At 72.3% G+C, this 26,463-nt stretch carries 25 protein-coding genes and 1 tRNA gene; 12 read left to right on the top strand and 14 right to left on the bottom strand.

The genetic code is table 11. From position 1 onward, the window contains the following. Window positions 1-2: 2 nt before the first annotated feature. Window positions 3-611, bottom strand: a complete 609-nt coding sequence (locus IE260_RS04600; protein ID WP_189869160.1) for a DUF2017 domain-containing protein — start codon at window positions 609-611, stop codon at window positions 3-5. Between the two features lie 41 nt (window positions 612-652). Then, window positions 653-970 (bottom strand): ATP-dependent Clp protease adapter ClpS, encoded by a 318-nt coding sequence (gene clpS, locus IE260_RS04595; protein WP_188181785.1) that lies wholly within the window; start codon window positions 968-970, stop codon window positions 653-655. A gap of 180 nt (window positions 971-1,150) precedes the next feature. Here clpS and IE260_RS04590 point away from each other — a divergent pair, with 180 nt between their 5' ends. Together IE260_RS04590 and IE260_RS04585 are read left to right on the top strand one after the other, a co-directional pair. Then, complete coding sequence (locus IE260_RS04590; RefSeq protein ID WP_189869159.1) at window positions 1,151-2,497, top strand: nicotinate phosphoribosyltransferase; 1,347 nt, start codon at window positions 1,151-1,153, stop codon at window positions 2,495-2,497. Between the two features lie 313 nt (window positions 2,498-2,810). Further along, window positions 2,811-3,398, top strand: coding sequence for an isochorismatase family protein (locus IE260_RS04585; protein WP_189869158.1), 588 nt, complete (start codon window positions 2,811-2,813; stop codon window positions 3,396-3,398). A 16-nt stretch (window positions 3,399-3,414) separates the two neighbouring features. Here IE260_RS04585 and IE260_RS04580 read toward each other — a convergent pair whose 3' ends face one another. Together IE260_RS04580 and IE260_RS04575 are read right to left on the bottom strand one after the other, a co-directional pair. Then, entirely contained in the window at window positions 3,415-3,756 is a 342-nt protein-coding gene (locus IE260_RS04580) for a hypothetical protein (RefSeq protein ID WP_189869157.1), read from the bottom strand. 122 nt (window positions 3,757-3,878) lie between these two features. After that, window positions 3,879-6,230 carry an immune inhibitor A domain-containing protein gene (locus tag IE260_RS04575; protein WP_189869156.1) on the bottom strand — a complete coding sequence of 784 codons (2,352 nt, stop codon included), beginning with the start codon at window positions 6,228-6,230 and terminating at the stop codon, window positions 3,879-3,881. 405 nt (window positions 6,231-6,635) lie between these two features. Between IE260_RS04575 and IE260_RS04570 the strand changes: the two genes are divergently transcribed. Beyond that, window positions 6,636-6,908, top strand: coding sequence for a hypothetical protein (locus IE260_RS04570; protein ID WP_189869155.1), 273 nt, complete (start codon window positions 6,636-6,638; stop codon window positions 6,906-6,908). 12 nt (window positions 6,909-6,920) lie between these two features. Here IE260_RS04570 and IE260_RS04565 read toward each other — a convergent pair whose 3' ends face one another. Both IE260_RS04565 and IE260_RS04560 read right to left on the bottom strand, forming a co-directional pair. Further along, on the bottom strand, window positions 6,921-7,622 hold the full coding sequence (locus tag IE260_RS04565; protein WP_189869154.1) for an RDD family protein: 702 nt from the start codon (window positions 7,620-7,622) through the stop codon (window positions 6,921-6,923). Between the two features lie 99 nt (window positions 7,623-7,721). Beyond that, a complete protein-coding gene (locus tag IE260_RS04560; RefSeq protein ID WP_189869153.1) occupies window positions 7,722-9,377 on the bottom strand; it encodes an RDD family protein in 1,656 nt (551 codons plus the stop codon). Between the two features lie 250 nt (window positions 9,378-9,627). On the opposite strand from IE260_RS04560, the gene IE260_RS04555 reads away from it, so the two are divergent. Beyond that, complete coding sequence (locus IE260_RS04555) at window positions 9,628-10,041, top strand: SsgA family sporulation/cell division regulator (protein WP_189869152.1); 414 nt, start codon at window positions 9,628-9,630, stop codon at window positions 10,039-10,041. 13 nt (window positions 10,042-10,054) lie between these two features. Here the strand turns inward: IE260_RS04555 and IE260_RS04550 are convergent, their stop codons facing one another. Then, window positions 10,055-11,494 (bottom strand): FAD-binding oxidoreductase, encoded by a 1,440-nt coding sequence (locus tag IE260_RS04550; protein ID WP_189869151.1) that lies wholly within the window; start codon window positions 11,492-11,494, stop codon window positions 10,055-10,057. 92 nt (window positions 11,495-11,586) lie between these two features. On the opposite strand from IE260_RS04550, the gene IE260_RS04545 reads away from it, so the two are divergent. Continuing rightward, on the top strand, window positions 11,587-13,035 hold the full coding sequence (locus tag IE260_RS04545; protein ID WP_189869150.1) for a tetratricopeptide repeat protein: 1,449 nt from the start codon (window positions 11,587-11,589) through the stop codon (window positions 13,033-13,035). Window positions 13,036-13,047: 12 nt separating this feature from the next. Here the strand turns inward: IE260_RS04545 and hppD are convergent, their stop codons facing one another. Further along, a complete protein-coding gene (hppD, locus tag IE260_RS04540; RefSeq protein ID WP_189869149.1) occupies window positions 13,048-14,193 on the bottom strand; it encodes a 4-hydroxyphenylpyruvate dioxygenase in 1,146 nt (381 codons plus the stop codon). A 123-nt stretch (window positions 14,194-14,316) separates the two neighbouring features. Here hppD and IE260_RS04535 point away from each other — a divergent pair, with 123 nt between their 5' ends. From IE260_RS04535 to IE260_RS04515, 5 genes are read left to right on the top strand one after another with little or no spacing between them, the layout of a single operon-like run. Next, window positions 14,317-14,799, top strand: coding sequence for an Lrp/AsnC family transcriptional regulator (locus IE260_RS04535; RefSeq protein WP_189869148.1), 483 nt, complete (start codon window positions 14,317-14,319; stop codon window positions 14,797-14,799). A 30-nt stretch (window positions 14,800-14,829) separates the two neighbouring features. Beyond that, window positions 14,830-15,477: an ABC transporter permease gene (locus IE260_RS04530; RefSeq protein WP_189869147.1), complete on the top strand. Its 648-nt coding sequence runs from the start codon at window positions 14,830-14,832 to the stop codon at window positions 15,475-15,477. Beyond that, complete coding sequence (locus IE260_RS04525) at window positions 15,470-16,729, top strand: betaine/proline/choline family ABC transporter ATP-binding protein (protein WP_189869146.1); 1,260 nt, start codon at window positions 15,470-15,472, stop codon at window positions 16,727-16,729. The genes IE260_RS04530 and IE260_RS04525 overlap by 8 nt, the downstream gene beginning before the upstream one ends. Continuing rightward, entirely contained in the window at window positions 16,726-17,586 is an 861-nt protein-coding gene (locus IE260_RS04520; protein WP_189869145.1) for an ABC transporter permease, read from the top strand. Before IE260_RS04525 ends, IE260_RS04520 begins: the two co-directional genes overlap by 4 nt. Continuing rightward, window positions 17,583-18,548 (top strand): glycine betaine ABC transporter substrate-binding protein, encoded by a 966-nt coding sequence (locus tag IE260_RS04515; RefSeq protein WP_189869144.1) that lies wholly within the window; start codon window positions 17,583-17,585, stop codon window positions 18,546-18,548. Before IE260_RS04520 ends, IE260_RS04515 begins: the two co-directional genes overlap by 4 nt. A gap of 19 nt (window positions 18,549-18,567) precedes the next feature. Here IE260_RS04515 and IE260_RS04510 read toward each other — a convergent pair whose 3' ends face one another. The 4 genes from IE260_RS04510 to IE260_RS04495 all read right to left on the bottom strand — a co-directional run bounded on the left by IE260_RS04510 (window position 18,568) and on the right by IE260_RS04495 (window position 23,812). Further along, on the bottom strand, window positions 18,568-19,359 hold the full coding sequence (locus IE260_RS04510; RefSeq protein WP_189869409.1) for a S16 family serine protease: 792 nt from the start codon (window positions 19,357-19,359) through the stop codon (window positions 18,568-18,570). A gap of 75 nt (window positions 19,360-19,434) precedes the next feature. After that, window positions 19,435-20,076 (bottom strand): IclR family transcriptional regulator, encoded by a 642-nt coding sequence (locus IE260_RS04505; RefSeq protein ID WP_189869143.1) that lies wholly within the window; start codon window positions 20,074-20,076, stop codon window positions 19,435-19,437. Window positions 20,077-20,377: 301 nt separating this feature from the next. After that, window positions 20,378-22,174, bottom strand: coding sequence for a DEAD/DEAH box helicase (locus IE260_RS04500; RefSeq protein ID WP_189869142.1), 1,797 nt, complete (start codon window positions 22,172-22,174; stop codon window positions 20,378-20,380). A gap of 162 nt (window positions 22,175-22,336) precedes the next feature. Further along, window positions 22,337-23,812 (bottom strand): MFS transporter, encoded by a 1,476-nt coding sequence (locus IE260_RS04495; protein ID WP_189869141.1) that lies wholly within the window; start codon window positions 23,810-23,812, stop codon window positions 22,337-22,339. A 196-nt stretch (window positions 23,813-24,008) separates the two neighbouring features. Here IE260_RS04495 and IE260_RS04490 point away from each other — a divergent pair. Together IE260_RS04490 and IE260_RS04485 are read left to right on the top strand one after the other, a co-directional pair. Beyond that, a tRNA-Cys gene (locus IE260_RS04490) sits at window positions 24,009-24,083 on the top strand. Between the two features lie 104 nt (window positions 24,084-24,187). Next, window positions 24,188-24,565 (top strand): hypothetical protein, encoded by a 378-nt coding sequence (locus IE260_RS04485; protein WP_189869140.1) that lies wholly within the window; start codon window positions 24,188-24,190, stop codon window positions 24,563-24,565. Between the two features lie 15 nt (window positions 24,566-24,580). On the opposite strand, the gene IE260_RS04480 is transcribed toward IE260_RS04485, so the two are convergent. Continuing rightward, window positions 24,581-25,765 carry an SUKH-4 family immunity protein gene (locus IE260_RS04480; RefSeq protein WP_189869139.1) on the bottom strand — a complete coding sequence of 395 codons (1,185 nt, stop codon included), beginning with the start codon at window positions 25,763-25,765 and terminating at the stop codon, window positions 24,581-24,583. Between the two features lie 153 nt (window positions 25,766-25,918). Then, window positions 25,919-26,458 (bottom strand): AAA family ATPase, encoded by a 540-nt coding sequence (locus IE260_RS04475; RefSeq protein ID WP_189869138.1) that lies wholly within the window; start codon window positions 26,456-26,458, stop codon window positions 25,919-25,921. Between the last annotated feature and the right edge of the window lie 5 nt (window positions 26,459-26,463).

Raw genomic sequence — 26,463 nt, 5'->3', positions numbered from 1 at the left:
CGTCAGGGCATGAGGGTGGATACAAGCGTCTCCTGGAGCCCGCCCAGCCACAGGTACGCCATCACCATCGGCTTGCGCGGATCCTCGTCCGGGAGCCGGTAGAGCAGGTCGGTGTCCTCCTCGGCGACGATGTCCAGCCGGGAGCCGATCGCCAGGCGCAGGTCGTTGAGGGCGCCCAGCCACCGCCGGGACTCCTCCGTCGACAGCTTCAGCACCGCCCCGCCCTCGCCCGACGCCGCCGAGGCCAGGGCGTCCAGGGCGCGGATCACCGCGAGCGCGTTCTCGCGCTTGCCGGCCCGCAGGTCGTTCTCGGTGTAGCGGCGGAACTCGGCGGAGTACGCCCGCTGCTCCTCCGCCTCCCCCACCTCCGGGGCCTTCTGCGGATCGCCGTAGGCGTCCGGGAACAGGCGCCGGAGCACCGGGTCGGAGGGCGGCTCGCTCGGGCCCTCGGCGAAGAGCTCGGCGAGCGGGTCGCCCTGCGCGTCCTCGGCGGGGCCGGGGCCGATCAGCTCCAGGAGCTGCACGGCCAGCGACCGGATGATGGAGATCTCGACGTCGTCGAGGGCGACGGCCGCGCCGCCGCCGGGGAGCGGTTCGAAGTGTCCTGGCATGGAGGCGATTCAGCTACTTCCGTCCTGCGGGCGGGCGTGGGTCATTTCCGGTCCTGCTGGAGGGTGGCCCACAGGCCGTAGCCGTGCATGGCCTGCACGTCGCGTTCCATCTCCTCGCGGCTGCCGCTGGAGACGACCGCCCGGCCCTTGTGGTGGACGTCGAGCATGAGCTTGGTGGCCTTGTCCTTGGAGTAGCCGAAGTACGTCTGGAAGACGTACGTCACGTAGCTCATGAGGTTGACCGGGTCGTTGTGGACGATCGTGACCCACGGGACGTCGGGCTCGGGGACGGCGAAGGTCTCCTCCGCCGACTCGGTGCGTTCGATCTCTAGGGGCGCGGGTGACGTCACACCACCCATGCTGCCACCGGAGGGGGGCGGTCGCACAAACCGGCCCGCCCTCCAAGGGAAGCGGCCCATAAATCGTCAGACTGACGAAATGGGGGTACCATCCCTAGTCATGCTGCACACACCGGGGGACGCCCCCCGGGCCCCCGGCCGACACGGGGGCACCCGGAGAGTCACGACTAGGAGAGTTTGGTGGACGTAGCGGACCTTGGGCTGCCGGTGGACGTTCCCTCGACGGCGCTCTTCACGGACCAGTACGAGCTGACCATGCTCCGGGCGGCTCTCGAGGCGGGCACGGCCGGGCGGCGGAGCGTGTTCGAGGTCTTCACCAGGCGACTGCCCGACGGGCGCCGCTACGGCGTCGTGGCGGGCACCGGGCGCGTGCTCGACGCCGTGGAGAACTTCCGCTTCGACGCGGGCGTCCTGCGCTTCCTGCGCGAGAGGGGCATCGTCGACGAGGACACCCTGCAGTGGCTCGCCGACTACCGCTTCCGCGGTGACATCTGGGGCTACCCCGAGGGCGAGGTGTACTTCCCGGGCTCGCCGATCATGCGGGTCGAGGGGTCCTTCGGCGAGTGCGTGCTGCTGGAGACCGTGATCCTGTCGATCCTCAACCACGACTCGGCGATCGCGGCCGCCGCCTCCCGCATGGCCTCCGCCGCCGGGGACCGGCCGCTGATCGAGATGGGCGCACGCCGCACCCACGAGCTGGCCGCGGTGGCCGCCGCCCGCGCCGCGTACGTCGGCGGCTTCGCGACCACCTCCGACCTGGCCGCCGGCTTCCGCTACAACATCCCCACCGTGGGCACCTCCGCCCACGCCTTCACCCTGCTGCACGACAGCGAGCGGGACGCCTTCCGCGCCCAGGTGCACTCCCTCGGCCGGGGCACCACGCTGCTCGTGGACACCTACGACGTCGCCGAGGCCGTCCGTACGGCCGTGGACATCGCCGGTCCCGAGCTGGGCGCCGTGCGCATCGACTCCGGCGACCTGCTGCTGGTCGCCCACCGGGTGCGGCAGCAGCTGGACGAGCTGGGCGCCACCGACACGAAGATCGTCGTGACCTCGGACCTGGACGAGTACGCCATCGCCTCCCTCGCGGCGGCGCCCGTGGACGCGTACGGCGTGGGGACCCAGCTGGTGACCGGGTCCGGTCACCCGACGGCCTCGATGGTCTACAAGCTGGTCGCCCGCGCCGAGTCCGCCGGCCCCGAGGCGCCGCTGGTGCCGGTCGCCAAGAAGTCCACCGGCGGCAAGACCTCGATCGGCGGCCGCAAGTGGGCCGCCCGCCGGCTGGACGAGTACGGCGTCGCCGAGGCCGAGGTGGTCGGCACCGGACCGGTGCCCCGCGACCTCGCCGACCGGCAGCTGCTGGTCGAGCTGGTCAAGGGCGGCGAGGTCGTCGCCCGCGAGCCGCTGGACGTCGCCCGCGACCGGCACTCCGCCGCCCGGGCCGGCCTGCCGCTGTCCGCCACGCAGCTCTCCCGAGGGGAACCTGTCATTCCGACGGAGTACGTGCACGGGGGGTCGGGTAGCTAGGGACTGTCCGGGGTTTCCCCGTGGAGGAAGGAGCGGCGTTCGGTGCGTGCTCTCGGTGTGCCGGGCGGCCTCCGTCGTGGCGGAGCCACGTCGGAGGCTGTCCGGTGCGGCGAGAGTGCGTGCCGGGCGTCGCGACGCCACGGGGAGACCCGAGACAGTCCCCGCAGCTGGTGCGACGCGACACGGCCCGCGGTGGGCCCTCCCGATCCGCCCCCGACGTCCATGGGCTCGGAGGTTCACCGCCCGGTCCCGTGCCCCTTGCTCCCCACCCTCTTCCCAGCCCCGTAGTCGACCCAGTCGAAGGACTCCGACCATGCGCCGCGCCTTGATCGTCGTAGACGTGCAGAACGACTTCTGCGAGGGGGGCAGCCTCGCGGTGGCCGGCGGTGCCGACGTGGCCGCCGCCATCACCGAGCTGATCGGCCAGGCGCCCGCCGGCTACCGCCACGTCGTGGCCACCCGCGACCACCACATCGCGCCCGGCGGCCACTTCGCCGACAACCCCGACTACGTCCACTCCTGGCCCGCGCACTGCGTCGCCGGAACCGAGGGCGTGGGCTTCCACCCGAACTTCGCGCCCGCCGTCGCCTCCGGCGCGATAGACGCCGTCTTCGACAAGGGGGCGTACGCGGCGGCCTACAGCGGCTTCGAGGGCACCGACGAGAACGGGACGAAGCTCGCCGACTGGCTGCGGGCCCGGGAGGTCGACGAGGTCGACGTCGTCGGCATCGCCACGGACCACTGTGTGCGGGCCACCGCCCTGGACGCCGCCAAGGAGGGCTTCCGCACGCACGTCCTGCTCGACCTGACCGCCGGGGTGGCCGCCCAGACCACCGAGCGGGCGCTGGAGGAGCTGCGGCAGGCGGGCGTGGAGCTGTCCGGCAAGCCGGTCGTCCAGTAGCCCTCCCCGCCGCCGCTCAGGTCTGCGCCGCCGGGCGCCCGAGCAGCGCCCGGATCGGGTGCCACAGCTCCTGCACGAGGTCCTGGCCCAGGACCCCGCCGGCCGGCGCCGTGCGCCATATCAGGCCGTCGGGATGGTGCAGGACGGCCGTGATCTCGTCCGGGGTCGGCGGGGCCGTGTTGCCCCGCAGGTAGACCGCTCGCAGCCCCAGATTGCGCAGCCTGGTCAGGGCACGCGCGCGGTTCCGGGCGTGGACGAGCACACGCACACTGCCGGGGCCGTCGGCGGCGGGGCTGGGCAGGTTCAGCGCCACGACCACCGTGCCGTTCGGCAGCTTGCAGAAACCTCCTGCGGCCATGCGGTCACACCCCCGTGTCAGCCGGTGTCAATAAGAGAGCCACAGGACGCACCTAAACACGGATCGGCGGCGACCCGCCAGAGGGTCACCGCCGATCATGCTCTGACCAGGTGAAACCGGGTTTACTTCACCGCGGGGCCGACCTCGAGCTCGATCGTGGAGCCGTCGCGGGCCTCCTTGTCGATCTCGATCTTGGTGTTGGTGTCAGTGACCTCGACGCCGCCGGTGGGGTTGGACTCGTCGTAGTAGTCGCTGGTGTGGTCGTTGAAGACCGACACGCCCCGTGAGGACGGGATACGGGTCGCCGCGTCCGCCTTGTGCAGCGTGATGCCGTCCGTCCGGTAGAGGCTGAACGGCGAGTCGTAGGCCTGGATGCGGTTGCGCATCAGCGTGCCGTCGGACCACTTCAGCGCGGTGGGGTGCGAGTCGACGGGCAGGACCAGACCGGTGCCCGGGTGCTGGCTGGTGTTGTTGTCCGCCTGGGAGGTGTCCCACTTCCAGATCAGCAGGCCGTTCTGGTACGGGTAGTGCTCCACCCAGTCCGGGCGGGACGCGAAGCCGAAGTTGTACGGGCCGGTCTTCAGCGTCTTGTCGTACGACACGTACTGCCGGTTCTCGGCGATGTAGTACTGCGCGTAGTCCTTGGTGAAGGAGGCGCCGACGCGGGAGAAGCCGGTGGCCGTCCAGGCGGCGTCCGCGGTCTCGGCGTCGTCGGAGAAGAGCGCCGCGCCGTCCGCCGTCACCGTGATCCCGTCGGCCGCGAAGCCCTTCTGGGCCACGCCGCCGTCCGTCTGGTAGCGGAAGCGCAGGTCGATCTTCCGGCCGGCGTAGGCGTCGAGCGGGTACGCGAGCTTGCCGTAGGACTCGACCGTGCCGGTCAGAGCCGGCTTGTCGCTGCCGTCGCGCGGGATCGGCTGCCCGTCGAACGTGCCGTCCAGGGCGGTCCAGTTGGCGCCGCCGTCGGTGGACACCTCGGCGTAGAGGTAGTCGTAGTTGGCCTCGATGTCGTACCAGCCGTCGAGCGTGAGGGCGGCCGACTGCTTGCCGGTGAGGTCGACGCTGCGGGTCAGCGTGTTCTTGAGGTTGTCACCGCTGCCGCTCCACCACTGGGTCTGCCCCTGGGCGGGAGTGACGATCTCGGTGGTGACCGCCTTCTCCGGGAGCTGGACGACCAGCCCCTGCTTGTGCTTGGTGTTGTACTCGGCGAGACCGAGCTTGTGCCAGGAGTTGACCCCGGCCTTGGCCGTGTCGTAGTTCAGCCAGCCGAGCTGGAGCTTGTCCCAGGCGTTCATGTCGCCCGGCAGGTCGCCGATCTCGTTGCGGCCGGTGCCGAGCCAGGAGCCGGAGGACATCAGCGTCCAGAAGCCGGTGGAGTTGTCGCCGCCGGCCGTGTCGTAGTGGTCCGGCAGGCCGAGGTCGTGGCCGTACTCGTGGGCGAAGACGCCGAGGCCGCCGTTCTCCGGCTGGATGGTGTAGTCGCCGACCCAGATGCCGGTGGAGCCGATCTGCGCGCCGCCCAGCTTGTTCTGCTCGGGGCCGGTGGCGCCGGCGTCGGTGCCGAAGGCGTACCAGCGGTGGGCCCAGATCGCGTCGGTGCCCTCGGCGCCGCCGCCCGCGGACTCGTCCTCGCCGGCGTGCACGATCTGGAAGTGGTCGATGTAGCCGTCGGGCTCGTTGAAGTCGCCGTCGCCGTCGAAGTCGTAGCGGTCCCACTCGTCGAACTTCGCGACGTCCGCCTGGATCTCGGCGTCGGTTCGGCCGGCCGCCTTCTGGTCGGCGACCCAGGCGTTCAGGCCGTCGCTGACGACGTTCCACACGCTCGGGCAGTTGGTGGAGCCGCAGGCGTTGTTGCCGTAACGGGCCTCGTTGTAGGGGACCTTGACCCAGTCGGAGACCTCGCCGTCGACGGAGTAGCGGCCCGAGGACTGCTTCTCGTAGTACTTCTTGACCGACTCGGTGTTCTCGCCGGTGCCGAAGTAGAGGTCCTCGTAGTGCTTCCGGTCGTAGTCCGCCTGCCAGGCGGTGGAGTTGTCCTTCGTGCGGTCCGGCTCGGCTATCCGGTTGTGCAGCGGGCCGGGGGTGCCGCCGTAGCGGCTGTCGATCCGGTCGCCGAACTCGACCAGGATGGTGAAGATCTTGTCGGTCTTCTCCCGGCCCAGTTCGACGTACTTGCTGTCGCCCTTCTTGCTCTTGAGCTGGACGACCTTCGAACCCTCGCGGTCCTTGACCGTGGCCTGGCCGGATATGACCTGGTTCAGCGCCTCTTGACGCTGCGCCTCCCGGGTCTTGCTGAGCGGCCCTTCGAGGTCGTGCGAGTCCATGCCCTTGGCCGGGTGGGGGTCGTGCCCCTCGGCGGCGGCCGGACGGGCCGGCGAGTCGGCCTGCGCCACGGTGGCGGCGGAGAGCGTGGCGGTGGCGGCGGCGAGCGCGACCGCCGTCGCCGCCGTCCTGAACGTCCAGGATCTGCTGGTCACTTGAGTTCCTCCCCCGCGTCCACGCGCGCGGAAGGAGGGGTCAAGGTCGTGCAAGGTCCGCGCACCCGTGATCAACGCGTGTAGTCAAGTGACGTCATTTGACTAGAGGTTCGGGAGAAAAGACAGACCTTGACTTGAACAGGTCAATGGCACTATGCGGAGCGGCAGTTCGCTTTGCGGACACTCGGCCCGACGGCCGCAGGCGCGTGAGACCGTCCACTTCGGGGACGGCATGACTCCGTGCGCCCCCCGTGCATCGGCACTGTTGGTTAGCTCACGCTTACTATTTGTTCCACCAGGGCACAGAGCCGATTAGAGTCGACTGGCAGAACGCCCGGAAGCCGGCGGAAAGCCAGGCCGACAGCCCGCCTCACCCCCAGATTGCCTTCCGAGGACACGATTGCCATGCCCCGTCCGACTGCCGCCCAGTTCGCCTACGGTTCGTGCACCGTGATCTTCTCGACACTCGCCATGCTGCTGCTGTCACGTACGAGTTCGGGGGCGGGGATCGCCGTCGTCGCCGTCGTGGCGCTCGCCCTCGGTCTGCTGGTCGCCATGACGGCCCCGCAGTCCCGCGCGCGCACGGTCGCGGCCGGCCGCCCCGCCACCGCCGAGGAGCCGGCGCCGACCCCGGTCTCCGCGGGCGCCGGCGAGCCGGTGCGCGGACGAGCGGCCTGACCGCTCGTCACGTCAACGCGTGCTGACCACCACCGTCTTGGCGGCCTTGTCGTGCAGGCCCTGCTTGTAGGGCTTGTCGAAGAAGCTCCAGCCGCCCGAGATCACCGTCCACACGCAGGCGCAGCAGAACGCGAACGGGATCCACAGCACCGCCGCGCGGATGAGCGAGGTCTGCACGGAGGGCGTGGCGCCGTTGTCCAGGTCGGCCACCCGCATGCCCAGCCACTTCTTGCCGAGGGTCTGCCCGGTCCTGGCCGTGAAGAAGGTGTCGTAGGCGATGTAGAGCACGGCGGCGATCACGGACTGCCCGAACGACTTGCCGACCTCGACCTGTTCGCCGTCCACGTCGTAGTACTGGACGTTGAAGGCCCAGCTGAGCAACCAGACCACGATGCCCACGAGGATCATGTCGATGATCCGCGCCAGGGTGCGTCGGCCGCTGTCGGCCAGCGGGGGCATGCCGGCCAGCGGGTCGGTGGGGTAGGAGCCGCCGCCGTACGGGTCACCGCCGTAGGGACCGCCGCCGTACGGGCCGCCACCGGGCGGGGGCTGTCCGCCGGGCGGGGGCTCTCCGCCGCCGTAGGGGGGCGGAGTGTCGTACGGCGAGCCCGCGCCGCCCGCGCCCGGGCCGGTTCCGGGCGGCGGGGGCTGCTTCCTGAACGGGTCGTCTTCCGGCGGCTGCTGACCGGAGCCGGGGGGCGGTTCGCTGCTCATGGCCCGAGTCGACCGCGAACCCCCCTACGACGCATCCGGCGAGCGGCCGTCCGGAGTACGGCATCGGCTCGCCCGTACGCGGAAAGGCGCCGGCTTGGGTCAGCCCGCCACGAACGTACGTGCGGCCTTGTCGTGCCAGCACTGGCGCCACGGCCGGTCGAACAGGCACCACAGGACGCCGACGACCCCGACGACGAGGAGTCCGGGGACGCTGTAGACCAGCCAGCGGCGCAGGGCCGCGCCGAAGCCCGGGGGCTCGTGGGCCTCGATGTCCCGCACCTCCAGGCCGAGCAGCCGCTTGCCGAGGGTGCGGCCCCACTTGGCGGTGGGCAGCGCCTCGTAGGCGACGCCGAAGAGCAGCAGGACGGCCAGGACGATACCGAGGCAGGTGGCCGTCGTGCCGTCGAGCAGCCAGACGGTGACGGTCTCGCCGGAGAGTTCGGCCGCGTCGATCTTGTCGTTGACGTGGTCGATCGCCTTGGTGCCGAGGGGCACGGCGGCGACCGAGGTGACGGCCGCGAGGACGACGGTGTCGATCAGCCGGGCGGCCAACCGCTTGCCGAGCCCCGCGGGGCGGGCGGCGGCCTGCCGTCTGGCGGCGGCCTGGAACGGGTCCTCGACCGGCGGTTTCCACGGCGCCACGGGCTGCTCGTCCCCGCCGGCCCCGGCGAGCCGGTGCACCTGCTGGGCCCACGAGGACTGGCCGCCGCCGGGGCCGCTGGTGAGCGGGGCGGAGGCGGCGGGCTGCGCAGCGGCGGCCTGGTGGGGGACGGTGGGGCCGACGGGGGCCTGCTGCTGCGGCTGCTGCGGGCCGGAGGGCGAGGCCGGTGCGGAGGGGGAGGTCGCGGGCGCGGTGGAGGCAGCGGGGGGCACGGGGGCCGCGGCGGCCGGGGGTGCCGCCTGCGCTCCGCTCCCCGCCTGCGCGGCGGTGGCCCGGGCGGCGGCGGCCTTTCCGGCGCCGAAACCGGGGCCGCCGGCGGCGGGCGAGGCGGACTTGCCGGGCTGAGCGGCGCGCGGGGAGACCGCGCGGAAGGTCATGGTGCCCTCGTCGGGGGCGGGCGCCGGCCGGGACGGGGCGGTCGGACGGCGGAACACGAAGGTGCCGCCGGCGTCGGCCTCCGCCGATCCGTCCGAACGGCCGTCGGCGGGCGGGGCGTCGGCGGACCCGGCGGCCTCGGGCCAGGTTCCGTCCGAACGGCCGCCGGCATCGGCGGGCCGTCCGACCGCGGTCCCCGGGGCAGCGGAACCCGCACCGGCGGAACCGCCGTCCGCGGCCTCGCCGCCGGACCCCGCGTGGGCGGCGCCACCACCGGCGTGAGCGGGCCCGGCGTCGGTGGCGCCACCGGGAGCACCCGCGGTGCCGGCACCCGGCGCGTGCGGGACCCTCGGGTCCGTGCCCTGGGGGGCCGGCCAGGAGACGCGGTGGTTGCGGTCGTCGGCGAAGCCGGACTGGCGGGAGCGGTCCGCACCCCAGGCCGAGGCGGGTTCCGGACGGCTGCCGTGCTGGGACGGGGCGGCGGGCGCGTCGACCGGGTCCTCGTCGAAGAAGTGCGGGCCGGTCTCCTCGACGGAGGGCTGCGCGGGGCGGACGCCCGGGGGCGGGGCGAGCGGCTCGCCGTCCTTGGGCGCCGGCCGGCTGGTGCCCGGTACCCAGGAGGCTCCGTTCCAGTACCGGACATATCCAGGAATGGACGGGTCCGGGTAATACCCTTCGCGGGGCCTGTCGTCACCGGGGGCCGGGGTTGGGGCGCTCATGTCCGTCGTCCCGTATCTGCTCGGGGGTCTTATGGGGGCCTCCACATCTATCAGACCCGCGCAACCCGCACCGCCAGTCCCGCCGTACCCGCCCCTTTCCGGGCATCCTCGTGCCCGGACCTTCACACCCGCGGGAGGTAGGGAGAAAAGTTCCGCGAACCCGCGTAACGCTTCCGGCTCCAGCCGCTCTCACTCGTGCGGGCCCGCTTCCGGCGGCCCGAGCGGATCCGTACGAGAGAGGACACACGCCATGCAGCACACCGTCGTGGAGCGCGAGCTGGAGCTGGAGCTCATCCTGTCGCCCGAGCGCAGCGTTCCCGTCCCGGCCCGGCTCGGCTACCTCACCGACGACCCCTACGCGGTCCACGTCACCTTCCACATCGACTCCGTCCACCCCGTGTACTGGACGTTCGCCCGTGATCTGCTGGTGGAGGGGGTGTTCCGGGCGTGCGGGCACGGCGACGTGCGGGTGTGGCCGTCGAAGGCGGACGGGCGCAGCGTCGTGCTGATGGCGCTGAGCAGCCCCGACGGGGACGCCCTGCTCCAGGCGCCGACGGCGCAGGTGTCGGCCTGGCTGGAGCGGACGCTGCGGGCGGTCCCGCCGGGGACCGAGGGCGGGCAGCTGGGCATCGACGACGGGCTGGCCGAGCTGCTCGCCCGGTGAGGCGCGGGGCGGGTCAGAACAGCTTGCCCGGGTTGAGGATGCCGAGCGGGTCGAAGACCTGCTTGACGGCCCGCTGCATCTCCAGGCCCACGGGGCCGATCTCCCGCGCCAGCCACTCCTTCTTCAGCACGCCCACGCCGTGCTCGCCCGTGATCGTGCCGCCCAGTTCCAGGCCGAGGCCCATGATCTCGTCGAAGGACTCGCGGGCGCGCCGGGACTCGTCGGGGTCCGAGGCGTCGAAGCAGACCGTCGGGTGGGTGTTGCCGTCGCCCGCGTGGGCGCAGACGCCGATGGTGAGGCGGTACTTCTCGGCGATGCGCTCGATGCCCTCCAGCATGTCGCCGAGCCGGGAGCGGGGCACGCACACGTCGTCGATCATCGTGGTGCCCTTGACGGCTTCGAGGGCGGTGAGCGACAGGCGCCGGGCCTGGAGGAGCAGTTCGGACTCGGCCGCGTCGTCGGCGGGGACGACCTGGGTGGCGCCGGCGGCCTCGCACAGCGCACCGACGGCGGCGAGGTCGGCGGCCGGGGCTGGAGTGTCGAAGGCGGCGAGCAGGAGGGCCTCGGTGGTCTCCGGCAGGCCCATGCGGGCCAGGTCGTTGACCGCCTTGACCGTCGTACGGTCCATCAGTTCGAGGAGGGACGGGACGTGTCCGCCCTCCATGATCCGGCACACGGCGTCGCAGGCGGCGGCCGCGGAGGCGAACTCGGCGGCCAGCACGAGCTGCTCGGGCGGCTTGGGCCGCAGGGCCAGGACGGCGCGCACGACGATGCCGAGGGAGCCCTCGGAGCCGACGAACAGGCGGGTGAGGTCGTACCCGGCGACGCCCTTCGCCGTGCGGCGGCCGGTGGACATCAGGCGGCCGTCGGCCAGGACGACGTCGAGGCCGAGGACGTACTCGGCGGTCACCCCGTACTTCACGCAGCACAGCCCGCCGGAGGCGGTGCCGATGTTGCCGCCGATGGTGCACATCTCCCAGCTGGAGGGGTCGGGAGGGTAGTACAGGCCGTGCTCGCCCACCGCGCGGGAGAGCGCGGCGTTGACGACGCCCGGTTCGACGACGGCGACGCGGTCGACCGGGTTGATCTCCAGGATGCGGTCCATCTTGGTCAGGGACAGCACGATGCAGCCGTCGGAGGCGTTGGCCGCGCCGGACAGGCCGGTGCGGGCGCCCTGCGGGACGACCGGGACGCGCAGCTCGGTGGCGGTGCGCATGACGTGCTGGACTTCTTCCACGGTGCGCGGCAGGACGACCACCGCGGGGGCGCCGGCCGGGCAGAAGCTCGCCATGTCGTTGGCGTAGGAGGCCGTGACGTCGGGGTCGGTGAGGACGGCTTCGGCGGGCAGGCCGCCGAGCAGTCGGTCGACGAGCAGCCGGTCGGCGGGGCCGCCTGCCGTCGCGGTGGCTTCGTCGTCTTCGTCGCGAGGCGCTTCGATACGGCTCATGATCACAGGCTCGCACCCGGGGCCATCGGTGTGAACCCCGCGGACGGCACCCTTCACCTACCCGGGTGTGGTCATCATACTGACGCACAGTTGGCGCCATGGAGAACCACAGGTCGAGCGCCCCGGAGCCCCCGCAGAAGCGACGCGCCCGTCGCAGGCGCCGGCTGGTGATCGCCTCGGTCACGGGTTGCGCCGTGCTCGGCGGGGTGCTGGTGCTGCTGCCGCGGGAGCGGGACGGGGCTGTCCCGCCCGCCCCCGCGCGCCCGCCCGCACCCGCTCCGGGGCCCAAGGCGCAGGCGCGCGGCACGGTCACCGCCGGGGTGCCGGCCGCGCTGCCCGACCTGGCGGCGCTGATCGGCGAGCGGGAGAGGCACCTGCGGGAGCATCCGCTGGACGCTCCGGCGTGGGCGGTGCTGGGGACGGCCTATGCGGAACGGGCACGGCGCACGGCCGATCCCGCGTACTACCCGAAGGCCGAGAAGGCGCTGAACACGTCGCTGAAGGTGGGGGACGAACCCAGCGCCGCCGCGCTGGAGGGGCTGGCGGCGCTGGCGGTCGCACGGCGGGACTTCCCCGCGGCACAGGAGTGGGCGGAGAACGCGCGTGAACTGGAGCCGAGGCGGTGGACGACGCACGCGGTGCTGCTCGACGCCTATTCCGGGCTCGGCGATCAGGAGGCCGTGACGCAGACGCTGGACGAGCTGACGAAGCTGCGTACCGGGCAGCCGGCGGTGCGGGCGCGGGCCGCGGCCGTCTACCGGGACCGGGGCTGGCGGGAGGACGCGGCGGCCCAGATCTCCGACGCGGTGGCGGGCGCCGAGGCCCCGGCGGAGCGGGCCGCCTATCTGGAGCAGGCCGGGCGGCTGGCGTTCGAGCGCGGGGACCGGGAGGGGGCGCTGCGGCACTTCCAGGAGGCGCTGCGCACCGATCCCGACCAGCGGGCCGCGCAGGCCGGGCTGGGGCGGGCGCTGGCGGCGCTGGGCCGGACGGGCCGGGCGGTGGAGGCGTACCGGACGGCGCTCGCCAAGGCGCCCCGGCCCGAGTACGCGCTGGAGCTGGGCGAGCTGTACGAGTCGATGGGCGAGGAGCGGCAGGCGCGGGAGCAGTACGGCCTGCTCCGGGAGCGGGTGCGCAGGGCGACGGCGGCCGGGGCGGACGAGGAGCTGGTGCTCGGCCGGTTCGAGGCGGACCACGGAGAAGCGCGGGCGGCGGTGCGGCGGCTGCGGGCCGAGTGGGAGCGGCAGCCGGGGATCGCGGTGGCCGACGCGCTGGGCTGGGCGCTGTACCGGGCCGGGGAGCCCGAGGAGGCGATGCGGTACGCGGAGATCGCCACCGACGCCAAGCACGGAGGCGGTGTGCGCAGCGCGGAGTACGTCTTCCACCGGGGCATGATCGAGCGGGAGCTGGGGCATCACGGGCGCGCGCGGCGGCACATCGGGGAGGCGCTGCGGATCAATCCGTACTTCTCGCCGCTGCAGGCGCCGGCCGCGCAGCGGGCGCTGGCGCAGCTGGGCGAGCCCTCGGTGGAGGGCCCGCCCGTGTGGTAGCCGGGCAGAACCTCAGAGGTTGCCGCGCTTGGCCTGCTCCCGCTCGATCGCCTCGAACAGGGCCTTGAAGTTGCCCTTGCCGAAGCCCATCGAGCCGTGCCGTTCGATGATCTCGAAGAAGACGGTCGGGCGGTCCTGGACCGGCTTGGTGAAGATCTGCAGCAGGTAGCCGTCCTCGTCGCGGTCGGCGAGGATCTTCAGTTCGCGCAGGGTCTCCACGGGCACGCGGGTGTCGCCGACCCACTCGCCGAGGGTGTCGTAGTAGGAGTCGGGCGTGTCCAGGAACTGGACGCCGGCCGCCTTCATCGTGCGGACGGTCTGCACGATGTCGTTCGTGTTCAGGGCGATGTGCTGGACGCCCGCGCCGCCGTAGAACTCCAGGTACTCGTCGATCTGGGACTTCTTCTTGGCGACGGCCGGCTCGTTGATCGGGAACTTGACCTTGAGCGTGCCGTCGGCGACGACCTTGGACATCAGCGCGCTGTACTCGGTGGCGATGTCGTCGCCCACGAACTCCTTCATGTTCGTGAAGCCCATGACCTTGTTGTAGAAGCCGACCCACTCGTTCATGCGGCCGAGTTCCACGTTGCCGACGCAGTGGTCGACGGCCTGGAAGGTGCGCTGGGCGGGGGGCTCGACCATCGGGGCGGCGGCGACGTAGCCGGGCAGGTAGGGGCCGTCGTAGCCGGTGCGCTCGACCAGGGTGTGGCGGGTCTCGCCGTAGGTGGCGATCGCGGCGAGGACGACCGTGCCGTGCTCGTCCTTGACCTCGTACGGCTCGGCGACGGAGGTCGCGCCGTGCTCGACGGCGTAGGCGTACGCGGCCCGCGCGTCGGGGACCTCGATGGCGAGGTCGATGACGCCGTCGCCGTGCTCGGCCACGTGCTGGGCGAGGAAGCGGCCCCAGTCGGTGGAGGGCTTGATCACCGAGGTGAGGACGAAGCGGGCGGAGCCGTTCTCCAGGACGTAGCTCGCGGTCTCGCGGCTGCCGTTCTCCGGTCCGGAGTAGGCGACCAGCCGCATGCCGAAGGCGGTGGAGTAGTAGTGCGCCGCCTGCTTGGCGTTGCCCACGGCGAAGACGACCGCGTCCATTCCCTTGACCGGGAAGGGGTCGGCCTGCCGGGCGGTGTCGGGAGCGTGGTGTGTGGTCTGCGTCATAGCCGCAGCGTCTCCCGCGCCTGCAAGGTGCGCAATAGTTTGCGTGTTCACTGGGCAATCTGCCCAGTGTGACGCCGGTGGGGGCGGGCGATCTGTACAGGATGACCAGCCGGGAGGGCGGGCATGGCGATCGATCATCTGGACGGGCGGATCATCGTGCTGCTGGCGCGGGAGCCGCGGATCGGGGTGCTGGAGATGTCCCGGCGGCTGGGGGTGGCGCGCGGCACCGTGCAGGCGCGTCTGGACCGGCTTCAGTCGAACGGCGTCATCCGCGGCTTCGGACCGCAGGTGGATCCGGCGGCGCTCGGCTACCCCGTCACGGCGTTCGCGACGCTGCAGATCCGGCAGGGTCAAGGAGCCGACGTACGGGCGCACTTGGCGACGGTCCCGGAGGTGCTGGAGCTGCACACCACCACCGGCACCGGGGACATGCTGTGCCGGCTGGTGGCTCGCTCGAATGCCGATCTTCAGCGGGTGATCGACCGGGTTGTCGGCTTTGATGGAATCGTCCGGGCCGCCACGGCGATCGTCATGGAGAACCCCGTTCCGCTGCGGATCATCCCGCTGGTGGAACAGGCGGCCGACAACCGCGACGGACGTGAGTGAGACCGGCCCCCGACCCGGAGGTGAGCGGCGGTGAACTTCTGGGAGTTCCTGAGCAGCCGTCACCAGCAGTTGCTCACGGACGCCTACCAGCACGCGAGCGCCGTGTTCCAGTGCATGGTCGTGGCGACCGCGCTCGGGGTGCTGATCGGCGTCGTCACCTACCGCAGCGAGTGGGCCGGCAACCTGGCGACCGTCACCACGTCCACCATCCTCACCATCCCGTCGCTGGCCATGATCGGCCTGCTCATCCCGATCGTCGGGCTGGGCGTGCCGCCGACGGTGACCGCCCTGACCCTGTACGGGCTGCTGCCCGTCGTACGCAACGCGATCGTCGGGCTGCGCGGCGTCGATCCGGCCCTGGTCGACGCGGCCAAGGGCATCGGCATGTCGCGCCCGGCCCGGCTGCTGAGGGTCGAACTGCCGCTCGCGTGGCCGCCGATCCTCACCGGCATCCGGGTCTCGACGCAGATGCTGATGGGCATCGCCGCCATCGCCGCCTACGCCTCCGGGCCGGGCCTCGGCAACGAGATCTTCCGCGGGATCGCCTCGCTGGGCAGCAAGAACGCCCTCAACCAGGTGCTGGCCGGCACGCTCGGGATCATCGTCCTGGCGCTGCTGTTCGACGCCGCGTACGTCCTGCTCGGACGGCTCACCATCCCCAGGGGGATCCGTGCCTGAGTCGACCTCCGCCGCCGCGACGGGGGCGACGATCGAGCTGGAGAACCTGACCAAGCGCTACCCCGGGAACCCGCAGCCGGCCGTCGACGGCGTCTCCATGGAGATCGGGGCGGGCGAGACGGTCGTCTTCGTCGGCCCCTCCGGCTGCGGGAAGTCCACCACACTGAAGATGATCAACCGGTTGATCGAGCCGACCGGCGGACGCATCCGCATCGGCGGCGAGGACGTCACCGACATCGACCCGGTGAGGCTGCGCCGCAAGGTCGGCTACGCCATCCAGTCCTCCGGCCTGTTCCCGCACATGACGGTCGCCCAGAACATCGGCCTGGTACCGAAGATGGTCGGCTGGCCGAAGCCGCGGATCCGGTCGCGGGTGGAGGAGATGCTCGACCTGGTGGGTCTCGACCCCGGGGAGTTCCGCGACCGCTATCCGCGCCAGCTCTCCGGCGGCCAGCAGCAGCGGGTGGGCGTGGCGCGGGCGCTGGCGGCCGATCCGCCGGTGCTGCTGATGGACGAGCCGTTCGGCGCGGTGGACCCGATCACCCGGGACCACCTCCAGGACGAGCTGATCCGGCTGCAGCACGAGCTGCACAAGACGATCGTCTTCGTCACCCACGACTTCGACGAGGCGATCAAGCTGGGCGACCGGATCGCCGTGCTGCGCGAACGCTCCCACATCGCGCAGTTCGACACCCCGGAGGCCATCCTCACCAACCCGGCGGACGACTTCGTCTCCGGCTTCGTCGGCGCCGGGGCGGCGCTGAAGCGGCTCAACCTCACCCGCGTGGGGGACGTGGAGATCACCGACTGGCCGACGGTCACCGTCGACGACCCGCTCCAGCACATCATCGACCGGCTGCGGGCCGCCGGCGGCAACGAGATCCTGCTGCTGGACAGGCGCGGACGGCCGTACAAGTGGCTCAGGCGCGGCGACCTGATGCGGGCCAAGGGGTCCCTCGCCCGCGCCGGGACGCTGGTGCACGACACCGTGACCCGGGACGGGACGCTGCGGGACGCGCTGGAGGCGGTGCTGACCGACAACGCGGGCCGGGTCGCCGTCACCGGCCGGCACGGACGGTACGAGGGCGTCGTCGACATGGAGACGCTGATGAACTCGGTGCACGAGCTGCTGGAGGCCGACCGGCTCGACGCTCTGGAGCACCGGCACGACCTGGAGGAGGCACGCGCCGACCGGACGCAGTCCGAGCAGGAGGGCTCCGGCGGCTTCGGAGAGGAGGGAACGAAGGCGTGAGCACCTCTTCCGGCCGGCGGCCAGAGGGCGAGCACGAGGTCAGGGGTCTCCCCTTCCGGGACGACGGCGAGGCAGAACCCGAGCCCGAGCCGCGCCCGCCGACGCCGGCCGCACCGAGACGGCGGATCACCTGGCAGAAGCTGACCGTCCTGCCCGCCCTGGTCGTGGCCCTGCTGCTGGCCACCTGGCTGTGGTTCCGGCAGGCCGACCTGGACGCGCTCAGCGAGAACGCCCTGTCGGGCGGCCAGGTCACCAAGGCGTTGTGGCAGCACGTCCAGCTGACGGTGATCTCCACGTTCTTCGTGCTGATCATCGCCATCCCGCTGGGCATCCTGCTCACCCGCAGGGCGTTCCGTAAGGCCACCCCGGTGGCGATGGCCTTCGCCAACATGGGCCAGGCGACCCCGGCGATCGGCCTGCTGGCGCTGCTGGTGATCTGGCTGGGCATCGGCCGCAGGTCCGCCCTGATCGGCATCATCGTCTACGCCATCCTGCCGGTGCTCTCCAACACCATCGCCGGCCTGAGGGCGAACGACCCGTCGCTGCTGGAGGCGGCCCGCGGCATCGGCATGTCCCCGCTCGGCGTGCTCACCCGCGTGGAACTGCCCCTGGCCGTCCCCCTCATCCTGGCCGGCGTGCGCACGGCCCTCGTCCTGAACGTCGGTACGGCGACCCTGGCGACCTTCGGCGGAGGCGGCGGCCTGGGCGTGCTGATCACCACCGGCATCACCAGCCAGCGGATGCCGGTGCTGCTGCTCGGCTCCATCCTCACCGTCGCCCTCGCCCTGCTGGTGGACTGGCTGGCCTCGCTCGCCGAGGTGCTGCTGCGTCCGCGGGGCCTGGAGGTGGGCACGTGAGCCGGCGCACCTGCCTGCTCCTGGCGGCGGCACTGATCGCGGCCTCCGGCTGCGGCCTGACCAGCGGCTCCCCGATGGCCGACGATGTGGCACCGGGCACGATCGGCCGGGGCGAGCCGCTCGCGGGCGCCGATCTCACGGTCGTCTCCAAGGAGTTCACCGAGCAGCTGATCCTCGGCGCGATCATGGGCATCGCCTTCGAGGCGGCCGGCGCCGAGGTCCTCGACCGCACCGGCATCCAGGGCTCCGTCGGCACCCGGGCGGCCATCGAGAACGGCGACGCCGACGCCACGTACGAGTACACCGGCACCGCCTGGATCACCTACCAGGGCAACAGCAGGCCCATCCCCGACCCGCAGCGGCAGTGGCAGGCGGTGCGGGACGCGGACCTGAAGAAGGGCATCTCCTGGCTGCCGCCGTCGACGCTGAACAACACCTACGCCCTGGCCATGAACCAGGCGAACTTCAACAAGTACGGCACGAAGACCCTGTCCGAGGTCGCCCGGCTGGCCAAGACCGACCCGGGCGCGGTGACGCTCTGCGTCGAGGGCGAGTTCGCCAACCGGGCGGACGGACTGCCGGGCATGGAGAAGGCGTACGGCATGGACCTGCCGGCCCGGAACATCACGCAGATGGACACCGGGATCATCTACACCCAGACGGCGAAGGGCGCCTGCACCTACGGCGAGGTGTTCACCACCGACGGGCGGATCAAGTCGATGAACCTGGTGGTGATGGAGGACGACAGGAAGTTCTTCCCGAACTACAACGCGGCGCCCATGATCAGGACCGCCACCCTGAAGAAGTGGCCCGCGATCGCCTCCGTCCTCGCTCCCGTCACCAAGGCGCTGAACAACACCGTGGCACAGGACCTGAACGCGCGGGTCGACGTCGACGGGGAGGATCCGCACCAGGTGGCGCTGGACTGGATGACGGAGAAGGGGTTCGTGACGGAGGGCTGAGGCCGCCGGGGCCCCGGCGTCAGCAGCTGGGGACCTCGCCCTTGCCGCTCGCCAGCGCCCGGAGCGCGTCGACCGCCCCGTCCAAAGTGGTGACCGGGACGAGCCGGAGCCCCTTCGGCAGTTCCGCCTGCGCCTGCGAGCACTCCGCCTCCGGCACGAGGAAGACGCTCGCCCCGTCCCGTCGGGCGGCCTGCGTCTTCAGCGGCACGCCCCCGACCGCGCCGACCTTGCCGCCGGTGGAGATGGTGCCCGTGCCGGCGACGACCCGGCCGCCGGTGAGGTCGCCGCCGCTGCCGTCGCCCTGGAGCTTGTCGATGATGCCGAGGGAGAACAGCAGCCCGGCGCTCGGCCCGCCGACGTCGGCGAGGCGCAGCTTCACGTCGACGTCCGCCTCGTCGAGTCGCAGATGGTCCAGCGCGGCCGTGGTCGCCGCGTCCTGCGACTCCTTCATCTGCTCCTCGTTGTACCGCTCGATCTCCTGGACGTCGTCGCCGCGCGGGTAGACCGCGTCGCGCGGCATGACCGCCCGGTCGGTGTCGAACCAGCCGTCGAGCACGTCGCCGAGCGAGACGTGCGCCTCGGGGCCGGTCGCCACGATCGTCGTCATACGCAGTTGCCCCTCGGTCTCGCGGGTCGGCGCGCCCGAGATCGTGATCACCGGGGTGCCCCGGTACTCCCCGAGCACGTTCGCCGTACCGCCGGGCTGCGCCACGGAGAACGGCAGCGGCGCGAACACCGCGGTGGCGAGCAGGGCCACGACGGGGAGGGCGCAGACGGCCAGGGACTGGGGACGTGTGAGACGAGAGAGCAGCACGGGGTCAATCTAACGTGGCCGCCGGCCGCGGGCGGCGCCCAGCACCGGCGCCGTGCGCGCGGGCGGCCGGCGTCACCGCAACGCCTCCGCCACCTCCCGGGCCGCGTCGACCACCCGCGCCCCCACCCGCTCCGGCACCACGTCGGCCAGCATCACCACGCCCACGCTGCCCTCGACGCCCGTCACCCCGAGCAGCGGAGCGGCCGCCCCGCTGGCCCCGGCCTCCAGCTCGCTGTGGGTGAGGGTGTAGCCCGGGTCGGCGGAGGGCTGCTGCCGGGCGGAGAGGATGGCCTTGCCCGCGGCCCCCCGGTCCAGCGGATGCCGGAACCCGGCCCGGTAGGCCACGTGGTAGTCGGTCCACGTCGGCTCGACCACGGCCACGGCCAGTGCCTCGGCGCCGTCCACCAGGGTCAGGTGGGCCGTCGCCCCTATGTCCTCGGCCAGCGATCGCAGGGCCGGCATCGCCGCCTCGCGGACCAGCGGATGCACCTGGCGGCCCAGGCCCAGCACACCGAGTCCGACGCGGGCGCGTCCGCCCAGGTCACGGCGTACGAGTGCGTGCTGCTCCAGGGTCGCCAGCAACCGGTACACGACGGTCCGGTTCACGCCCAGTTTGTGGGAAAGCTCGGTGACGGTCAGCCCGTGGTCCGTATCGGCCAGCAGCTTGAGGACGCGCAGTCCCCGGTCGAGCGTCTGGGAGGTCTCCGCGGTCACGACGCCCACTCCTTAGTGGTGAGGTCGGCGGCCCCCTCGCGGCGGATGCGTCACCGAGTCCCGTCAGTGACGCGCTTCAGAGGCCGCCGATCGGCTGACGGCCCGGCCTTGTGCCCGGGCCCAGTCGCTTCACGGCTGCGCTCCGCGGCGGCGCTGCCACGGGGCGTGTGCGTAGCGGGACAGTAGCGAGCCGGTTCGCTCAGCGGAAGGCTCCGTCCAGAATCCGGTCAATGGCCGGTATGAACTACCTGTGTTTGTCCCGATACGTAAGGCACACGCACAGCCCCCTCCTGGCTGCGCGTCACTTCATGCGCGTCGCCCACTCCTGCACCTTGGCGATGCGCTGGCGCAGCTGCCCGGCGGTGGCCTCGGCGCTGGGCGGGCCGCCGCACACGCGGCGCAGCTCGGTGTGGATGACGCCGTGCGGCTTGCCGCTCTGGTGGACGTAGGCGCCGACCATGGTGTTGAGCTGCCGGCGCAGCTCCATCAGCTCCTTGTGCGAGACGACCGGGCGCCGCTCGGCGGGCAGTTCGAGCAGGTCGGCCTGCTCGTCGGGCTTCTTGCGGCTGTGCGCGATCTGCCGGGCCTGCCGCTTCTGCAGCAGGAGCTGCACCTGATCGGGTTCCAGCAGCCCCGGAATGCCGAGGTAGTCCTGCTCCTCCTCGCTGCCCGGGTGGGCCTGCATGCCGAACTCGGCGCCGTTGTACATGACCCGGTCGAAGACGGCGTCGGACTCCAGCGCCTCGAAGGGCAGCATGTCCTGCTCGCCGGTGTCCTCGTCCTGCTCCCGGTTCGCCTCCTCCATCTCCTTCTCGGACTCGGCGTACGGATCCTCCTCGCCCTCCTTCTTGGGCTTGTCGAGGACGTGGTCGCGCTCGCGCTCCATCTCGTGGGCGAAGGTGAGCAGGTCGGGCACGGTCGGCAGGAAGACGGAGGCGGTCTCGCCGCGCCGCCGGGACCGTACGAAGCGCCCGACGGCCTGGGCGAAGAACAGCGGCGTGGAGATGGTCGTGGCATACACCCCGACCGCGAGGCGGGGCACGTCGACGCCCTCGGACACCATGCGGACGGCGACCATCCAGCGGTCGTCGCCGGCGCTGAAGTCGTCGATCCGCTTCGACGCGCCGGTGTCGTCGGAGAGGACGACGGTGGCCTTGCTGCCGGTGATCTCACGGATCAGCTTGGCATAGGCGCGGGCCGAGTCCTGGTCGGAGGCGATGACCAGGGCACCGGCGTCCGGGATGGCCTTGCGGACCTCGGTGAGCCGCTGGTCGGCGGCGCGCAGCACCGAGGGCATCCACTCGCCGCGCGGGTCGAGGGCGGTGCGCCACGCCTGGCTGATCGCGTCCTTCGTCATCGGCTCGCCGAGCCGGGCCGCGATCTCGTCGCCGGCCTTGGTGCGCCAGCGCATGTTGCCGCTGTAGGAGAGGAAGATGACCGGCCGGACGACGTTGTCGGCGAGCGCGGAGCCGTACCCGTACGTGTAGTCGGCGGCGGAGCGCCGGATGCCGTCGTTGCCCTCCTCGTACGTGACGAAGGGGATGGGATTGGTGTCGGAGCGGAACGGCGTACCGGTCAGCGCCAGCCGTCGCGTCGCCGGCTCGAACGCCTCGAGGCACGCCTCGCCCCAGGACTTGCTGTCGCCGGCGTGGTGGATCTCGTCGAGGATGACGAGGGTCTTGCGCTGCTCGACGCGGTTGCGGTGCAGCATGGGGCGCACGCCGACGCCCGCGTAGGTGACGGCGACACCGTGGTACTCGCGGCTCAGCGGGCCCGCGCTGTACTCCGGGTCCAGCTTGATGCCTATCCGGGCCGCCGCCTCCGCCCACTGCTTCTTCAGGTGCTCGGTCGGGGCCACCACGGTGACCTGCTGCACGACGTGGTGGTGCAGCAGCCAGGAGGCGAGCGTCAGGGCGAAGGTCGTCTTTCCGGCGCCGGGGGTGGCGACCGCCAGGAAGTCCCGGGGCTGCTCCTGGATGTACTTCTCCATCGCGCCCTGCTGCCAGGCCCGCAGCTTGCTGGCGGTACCCCACGGGGCGCGGCCGGGGAAGGCCGGGGACAGGTGGTGCGAGGTGCTGGAGCTGGCGGTGGTAGTCACGGTCTCCGAAGGGGGTAGAACGGCTCGGCCACGTATGACAACCGGGCCACCCTACCGGCGGCCCGACGCGACCGGCGCCGGGACCGGGCCGCGTCACGCCCGGGTGGGACCGACGTCACAACCGCCGCGGCGGCCCCGCGGCCATCAGTGCGGCCTCCCGGCTCACCGCTCCCGCAGCCGCGTCGTGACCCAGGCGCCCGCCAGCGCCACCCCCGCCATCGGCAGGAACACCGCCGCGAAGGCCGCCGGGTGGGAACCGGTCGCCTCGGTGGCCGCGTGGCTCACCGTGCCGCCGCCGAGCGCGGCGAAGGCGGCTCCCCCGGCCGCCAGCAGCAGGACGTTGGACAGGCCGTCGGAGATCTGGAGCGCGGCGGAGTTGGTGCCGGCCTCCTCCGGGGCGGAGAGGCGGAGCAGCAGCACGCTGGTGGAGGAGATCACCAGGCCCATCCCGAAGCAGCCGAAGCCCCAGGCGACGGCCACCGTCCAGGCGGGCACGGCCTCGATCAGCACGCTCGGCGCGGCGGCGATGGCCGCCGCCACCAGGATCATCCCGAGGGTCATCAGGCGGTCCCGGTACGGCTCCGTGCGCGGCCGGGACTGCACCCACGAACCCAGCGCCCAGGTCGCCCCGCCCGCCGCCAGCGAGAACCCGGCGAGCGTGGGGCTCAGCCCCCGCTGGGTGACCAGCATCAGCGGGACGAAGGACTCGGCGGCGATGAAGGACCCCGCCGCGACACCGCGCAGCAGCACGACGGAGGGCAGGCCGCGCGCCGCCCGGTAGGTGCCGCGCGGAAGCAGGCCGAGGACGGCCGGGACGAGCAGCGCCAGGCCCGCCGCGCCGGGCAGCAGGGACATCCAGCGCAGGTCCTGCGCGGCGTACTGGAGCAGTCCGGCGCCCAGGGAGATGGCGAGGGCGAGACGGATGCGGCGCCGGTCGAAGGAGGCCGGCTCCTCCTGGGCGTCCGTCCCCTGCACCGGGCCGGCGGCGCGGCTGCGTATCTGCGGCAGCGCGAGCGCGAGCGGCAGGGCGACCAGCACCGGGATGCCGAGGAAGACCCAGCGCCAGCCGAGGTGCTCGGTCACCGCGCCGGAGGCCAGCGGGCCGACGACCGAGGGGACGATCCAGCCGGCCGCGAACGCCGCCATGATCGCCGGGCGCAGCCGCTCGGGGTAGGCCCGGCCGACGACGACGTACAGCGCGACGATCACCAGCCCGCCGCCGAGTCCCTGCACCGCCCGCCCGAGGATGAACAGCCACATCGCCCCGGCCGTCCCGGACAGCACCAGCCCGGCCGCGAAGGCGGCGATCCCCGAGGTCAGCGGCGCCAGCGGACCCCGCCGGTCGGACCACTGGCCGGAGAGCACCATCCCGAACAGGCTCGTCGTGAAGTACCCCGAGAACGCGAACGCGTACAGCGACACCCCGTCCAGCTCCCGCGCCGCGACCGGCATCGCCGTCCCCACCGCCGTCGCCTCGAAGGCGATCAGCACGACGACGGAGACGATGCCGACGCTCAGCGCCCGGTAGGTGCGGCTCAGCACGGTCTCGGCGGGCGCGACCGTCCCGTCGGGGCCGGCGGTCGGGCGGGGGTCGGCGGTGTCGGCGACGTCGGTGTCGCGCGGTTCAGGGGCGGTCATGGTCGCCAGGGTAAGGGCCACTGACCTGTTTGGCCCCTGTCCGGAGGCGGTGCGGGACCGGGACCTTGGTCGTACGACCGCCGCCGCGGTCCCTCCGGTTCATGAACGGCGTGTGGCAGTCCCGTTGCAGCAGCCCCGCATTCCTTGATCCCGTCCCCCGGCCCGCCCTACGGTCGAGCCAGGAAGTCCGGAACACGGCCGTGTGCCCGAGTGGTTGAGGGGCTCGCCTGCAAAGCGAGTTACGTGGGTTCGAATCCCGCCACGGCCTCCAGAGAACTGAACACGCACAGCATCGGGGCGGAATCCTCCACATGCGCAGGAAGGCGACGAGGAGGACGATGTCAGTGGGGTTGCCTATGAGGTACAGGAGGCCCCATGAATCAGGTGAAGCGACGACTGGCCGCCCTCGGCGCGGTGATCGCTCTGGCTGGTGTCGGTCGTGCGGCAGCAGCGCCGCAGGCCGGCGCGGCCCCACTGCCTCCTCCTCCACCTCCCCCTGACCCCGTCGGTGTCAGGGTCGTCCCCATGACCGGCGTGGAAATCACGTGGCCGCACTCCGACGCGTACCTTCTTCACAACTACGGGGTCAGCGACGGCGTCACCGAAGAGTTCGTTCCCGCTTCCAGCAACACGTTCGTGTGGGAAGACATCTCGCCGGGTGAGCGGAAATGCTTCCGGGTGTCGATCGACACCGAGGTCCAGAACGGCTCCAGCGACTGGTCCGAACCCGCGTGCATCACGATGCCGAACTGATGTTCGGCGTCCCCTCTAGGCGTACAGCCCGCCGCCCGCGTAGTCCTCGAACATCCCCGGCCAGTAGCGCCAGCCGTCGTCCGTCGGGGTCGTGCGGGACGGGTCGCAGGCGATCGGGTCCACGGCGGCCAGGGTGCGGATCATGGTGTCGGCCAGCTGCTCGTACGCGTCGGACAGCTCGTGCTCCGCGTCGAGGGACTTCTCCCGGTGGATCAGCCAGAGCGTGAACGCCAGCGTGGACAGGTCGGCGTTGAGCGGACGCAGGGCGGTATCGGCCTCGCTCCAGCACAGGACCGCGCCCGTGCCGCCGTCGACGACCAGGCTGGTGTCCTCCATGAGGTACCCGAGGCGGATCAGGCGGTCCCTCTCGGCCGGGAGGTGCCTGGACCGGGCGTCGTCCGCCCAGTGCTCCGCCAGGGTCGGCAGCGGCACGTCCGTGTCGAGGGTGAACCACCAGCCGTCCTCCGGCAGCCCCACCTCCCGCAGGAAGCGGCGGGTCGGCTCGTGCGTGAGCGCGGCCGGGAAGTCGACGTCCTCGAAGCGCACGATCTCCCCGGCGCCGAACTCCTCGTCGAGGAGGCGGGCGGGAAGGTCCAGGGTCAGGCCGGAGCGGCTGCCGGGGCCCGCCACCAGGGCCAGCGGGCGGATCAGGGCCGACATCCGCCACAGCGGCGCCATCTCACCGCCCGCCACGCCCTCTTCGAAGACCGCGAGCAGCTGACGCGACGCCTCCGCCGCCGCCCGCGGCCCGCGCCGGCCGGCGTAGGAGGCGAACCGGCCGCGCAGCCCCGCCAGTTCGTCCACCGCGGTCGCGAAGCGCACCAGCGCGTCCAGCGAGGGGGCGAGCGGGTCGCGGTCCATGAGCTCGGGCCGGTCCTCGAAGACGCACGTCGTCGAGACCTCGCCCGTCGCGCCGTCCAGCAGCACCGGCTCCGTCACCGCGCCGTCGTGGGCCAGCAGCTCCCCGATGACCAGCTGGTCGCGCAGGTGGCCGGCCAGCCGGCCGTCGGAGTCCCCGGTGGCGTCCGCCAGCCGGCGCAGGCCGTCCCGGCGCAGTGACGCGCAGGTCAGCAGGCCGGCCGTCGCGGGCAGTCCGGGGCCCGTCAGCCGGCGACGCGACGACGCGTGCGTGACGTACGGGCCCAGTTCCTCCTCGGTCAGCGTGATCACCGCGGTGTCCGCGGTGCCGGTCGCGCTCATGGTTCCCCCGTGCATGAAGTTCCGTCCCCCTGGGCAGGATCCGGCGGTCGTGCCGGTCCCGGGGCGAGGTGTCGTCCGCCCGTGGCCCCGCCGTCGTCCGCAGCCGTCCCACTGCCCACCACACTACGGCCCGCCACTGACAACGCCCCGTCCTCAAGGACGTCGGCGCACCCTCGCGCGTTGCGCCTCCGCGAGGATCGCCTCCACCGTCTGCGCCACCGTCAGTTCCGAGGTGTCCAGCCACAGGCCGAGGCGCGGCGTCGACTCGCGCAGGGCGCGGTCCAGCGCTCCGACCGTCCAGCCGGCCCCGTAGCCGGTCTTGGCGCGCCGCGCCTCGCGTGCGGCCACCGCCTCGGGGGCCGGGGCCAGGACGACCACGTGCAGCGGGCGCGTGCGGACCAGCCGTACGTACGCGGCCAGGTCCGGGCCGAGCACCACGTCCTGCACCACGGCCGTGAACCCGGCCTCCGCGTACGCGTCCGCCGTCGACGCCGACAGCCGGTACCGCAGCCGCAGTTGCGCCTCGCTCTCGCCGCCGGCGCCGGGGACGTACTCCTGGCGCCCGGACACGATCATCCGCCGGAACACGTCGCCGCGGACGTGCGCGGCCCTCGGCAGCCGCTCGGCCAGGGCCTGTGCGACCGTCGACTTCCCGGCCGCCATCACTCCGGTGACCAGGACGACGCCCTCCATCAGCG

This window comes from Streptomyces viridiviolaceus, assembly GCF_014650995.1.
In the GTDB taxonomy this organism is placed as follows: domain Bacteria; phylum Actinomycetota; class Actinomycetes; order Streptomycetales; family Streptomycetaceae; genus Streptomyces; species Streptomyces viridiviolaceus.
The sequence above is the reverse complement of the archived record's forward strand: the minus strand, read 5'-3'. Positions and strand labels throughout refer to the sequence as shown.

Excerpts from the sequence above, each read along its gene's own strand:
- IE260_RS04600 (WP_189869160.1), bottom strand. The coding sequence starts at position 611 with ATGCCAGGACACTTCGAACCGCTCCCCGGCGGCGGCGCGGCCGTCGCC.
- clpS (WP_188181785.1), bottom strand. The coding sequence starts at position 970 with ATGGGTGGTGTGACGTCACCCGCGCCCCTAGAGATCGAACGCACCGAG.
- IE260_RS04585 (WP_189869158.1), top strand. The coding sequence starts at position 2,811 with ATGCGCCGCGCCTTGATCGTCGTAGACGTGCAGAACGACTTCTGCGAG.
- IE260_RS04580 (WP_189869157.1), bottom strand. The coding sequence starts at position 3,756 with ATGGCCGCAGGAGGTTTCTGCAAGCTGCCGAACGGCACGGTGGTCGTG.
- IE260_RS04570 (WP_189869155.1), top strand. The coding sequence starts at position 6,636 with ATGCCCCGTCCGACTGCCGCCCAGTTCGCCTACGGTTCGTGCACCGTG.
- IE260_RS04565 (WP_189869154.1), bottom strand. The coding sequence starts at position 7,622 with ATGAGCAGCGAACCGCCCCCCGGCTCCGGTCAGCAGCCGCCGGAAGAC.
- IE260_RS04560 (WP_189869153.1), bottom strand. The coding sequence starts at position 9,377 with ATGAGCGCCCCAACCCCGGCCCCCGGTGACGACAGGCCCCGCGAAGGG.
- IE260_RS04555 (WP_189869152.1), top strand. The coding sequence starts at position 9,628 with ATGCAGCACACCGTCGTGGAGCGCGAGCTGGAGCTGGAGCTCATCCTG.
- IE260_RS04545 (WP_189869150.1), top strand. The coding sequence starts at position 11,587 with ATGGAGAACCACAGGTCGAGCGCCCCGGAGCCCCCGCAGAAGCGACGC.
- hppD (WP_189869149.1), bottom strand. The coding sequence starts at position 14,193 with ATGACGCAGACCACACACCACGCTCCCGACACCGCCCGGCAGGCCGAC.
- IE260_RS04535 (WP_189869148.1), top strand. The coding sequence starts at position 14,317 with ATGGCGATCGATCATCTGGACGGGCGGATCATCGTGCTGCTGGCGCGG.
- IE260_RS04495 (WP_189869141.1), bottom strand. The coding sequence starts at position 23,812 with ATGACCGCCCCTGAACCGCGCGACACCGACGTCGCCGACACCGCCGAC.
- IE260_RS04485 (WP_189869140.1), top strand. The coding sequence starts at position 24,188 with ATGAATCAGGTGAAGCGACGACTGGCCGCCCTCGGCGCGGTGATCGCT.
- IE260_RS04480 (WP_189869139.1), bottom strand. The coding sequence starts at position 25,765 with ATGAGCGCGACCGGCACCGCGGACACCGCGGTGATCACGCTGACCGAG.
- IE260_RS04475 (WP_189869138.1), bottom strand. The coding sequence starts at position 26,458 with ATGGAGGGCGTCGTCCTGGTCACCGGAGTGATGGCGGCCGGGAAGTCG.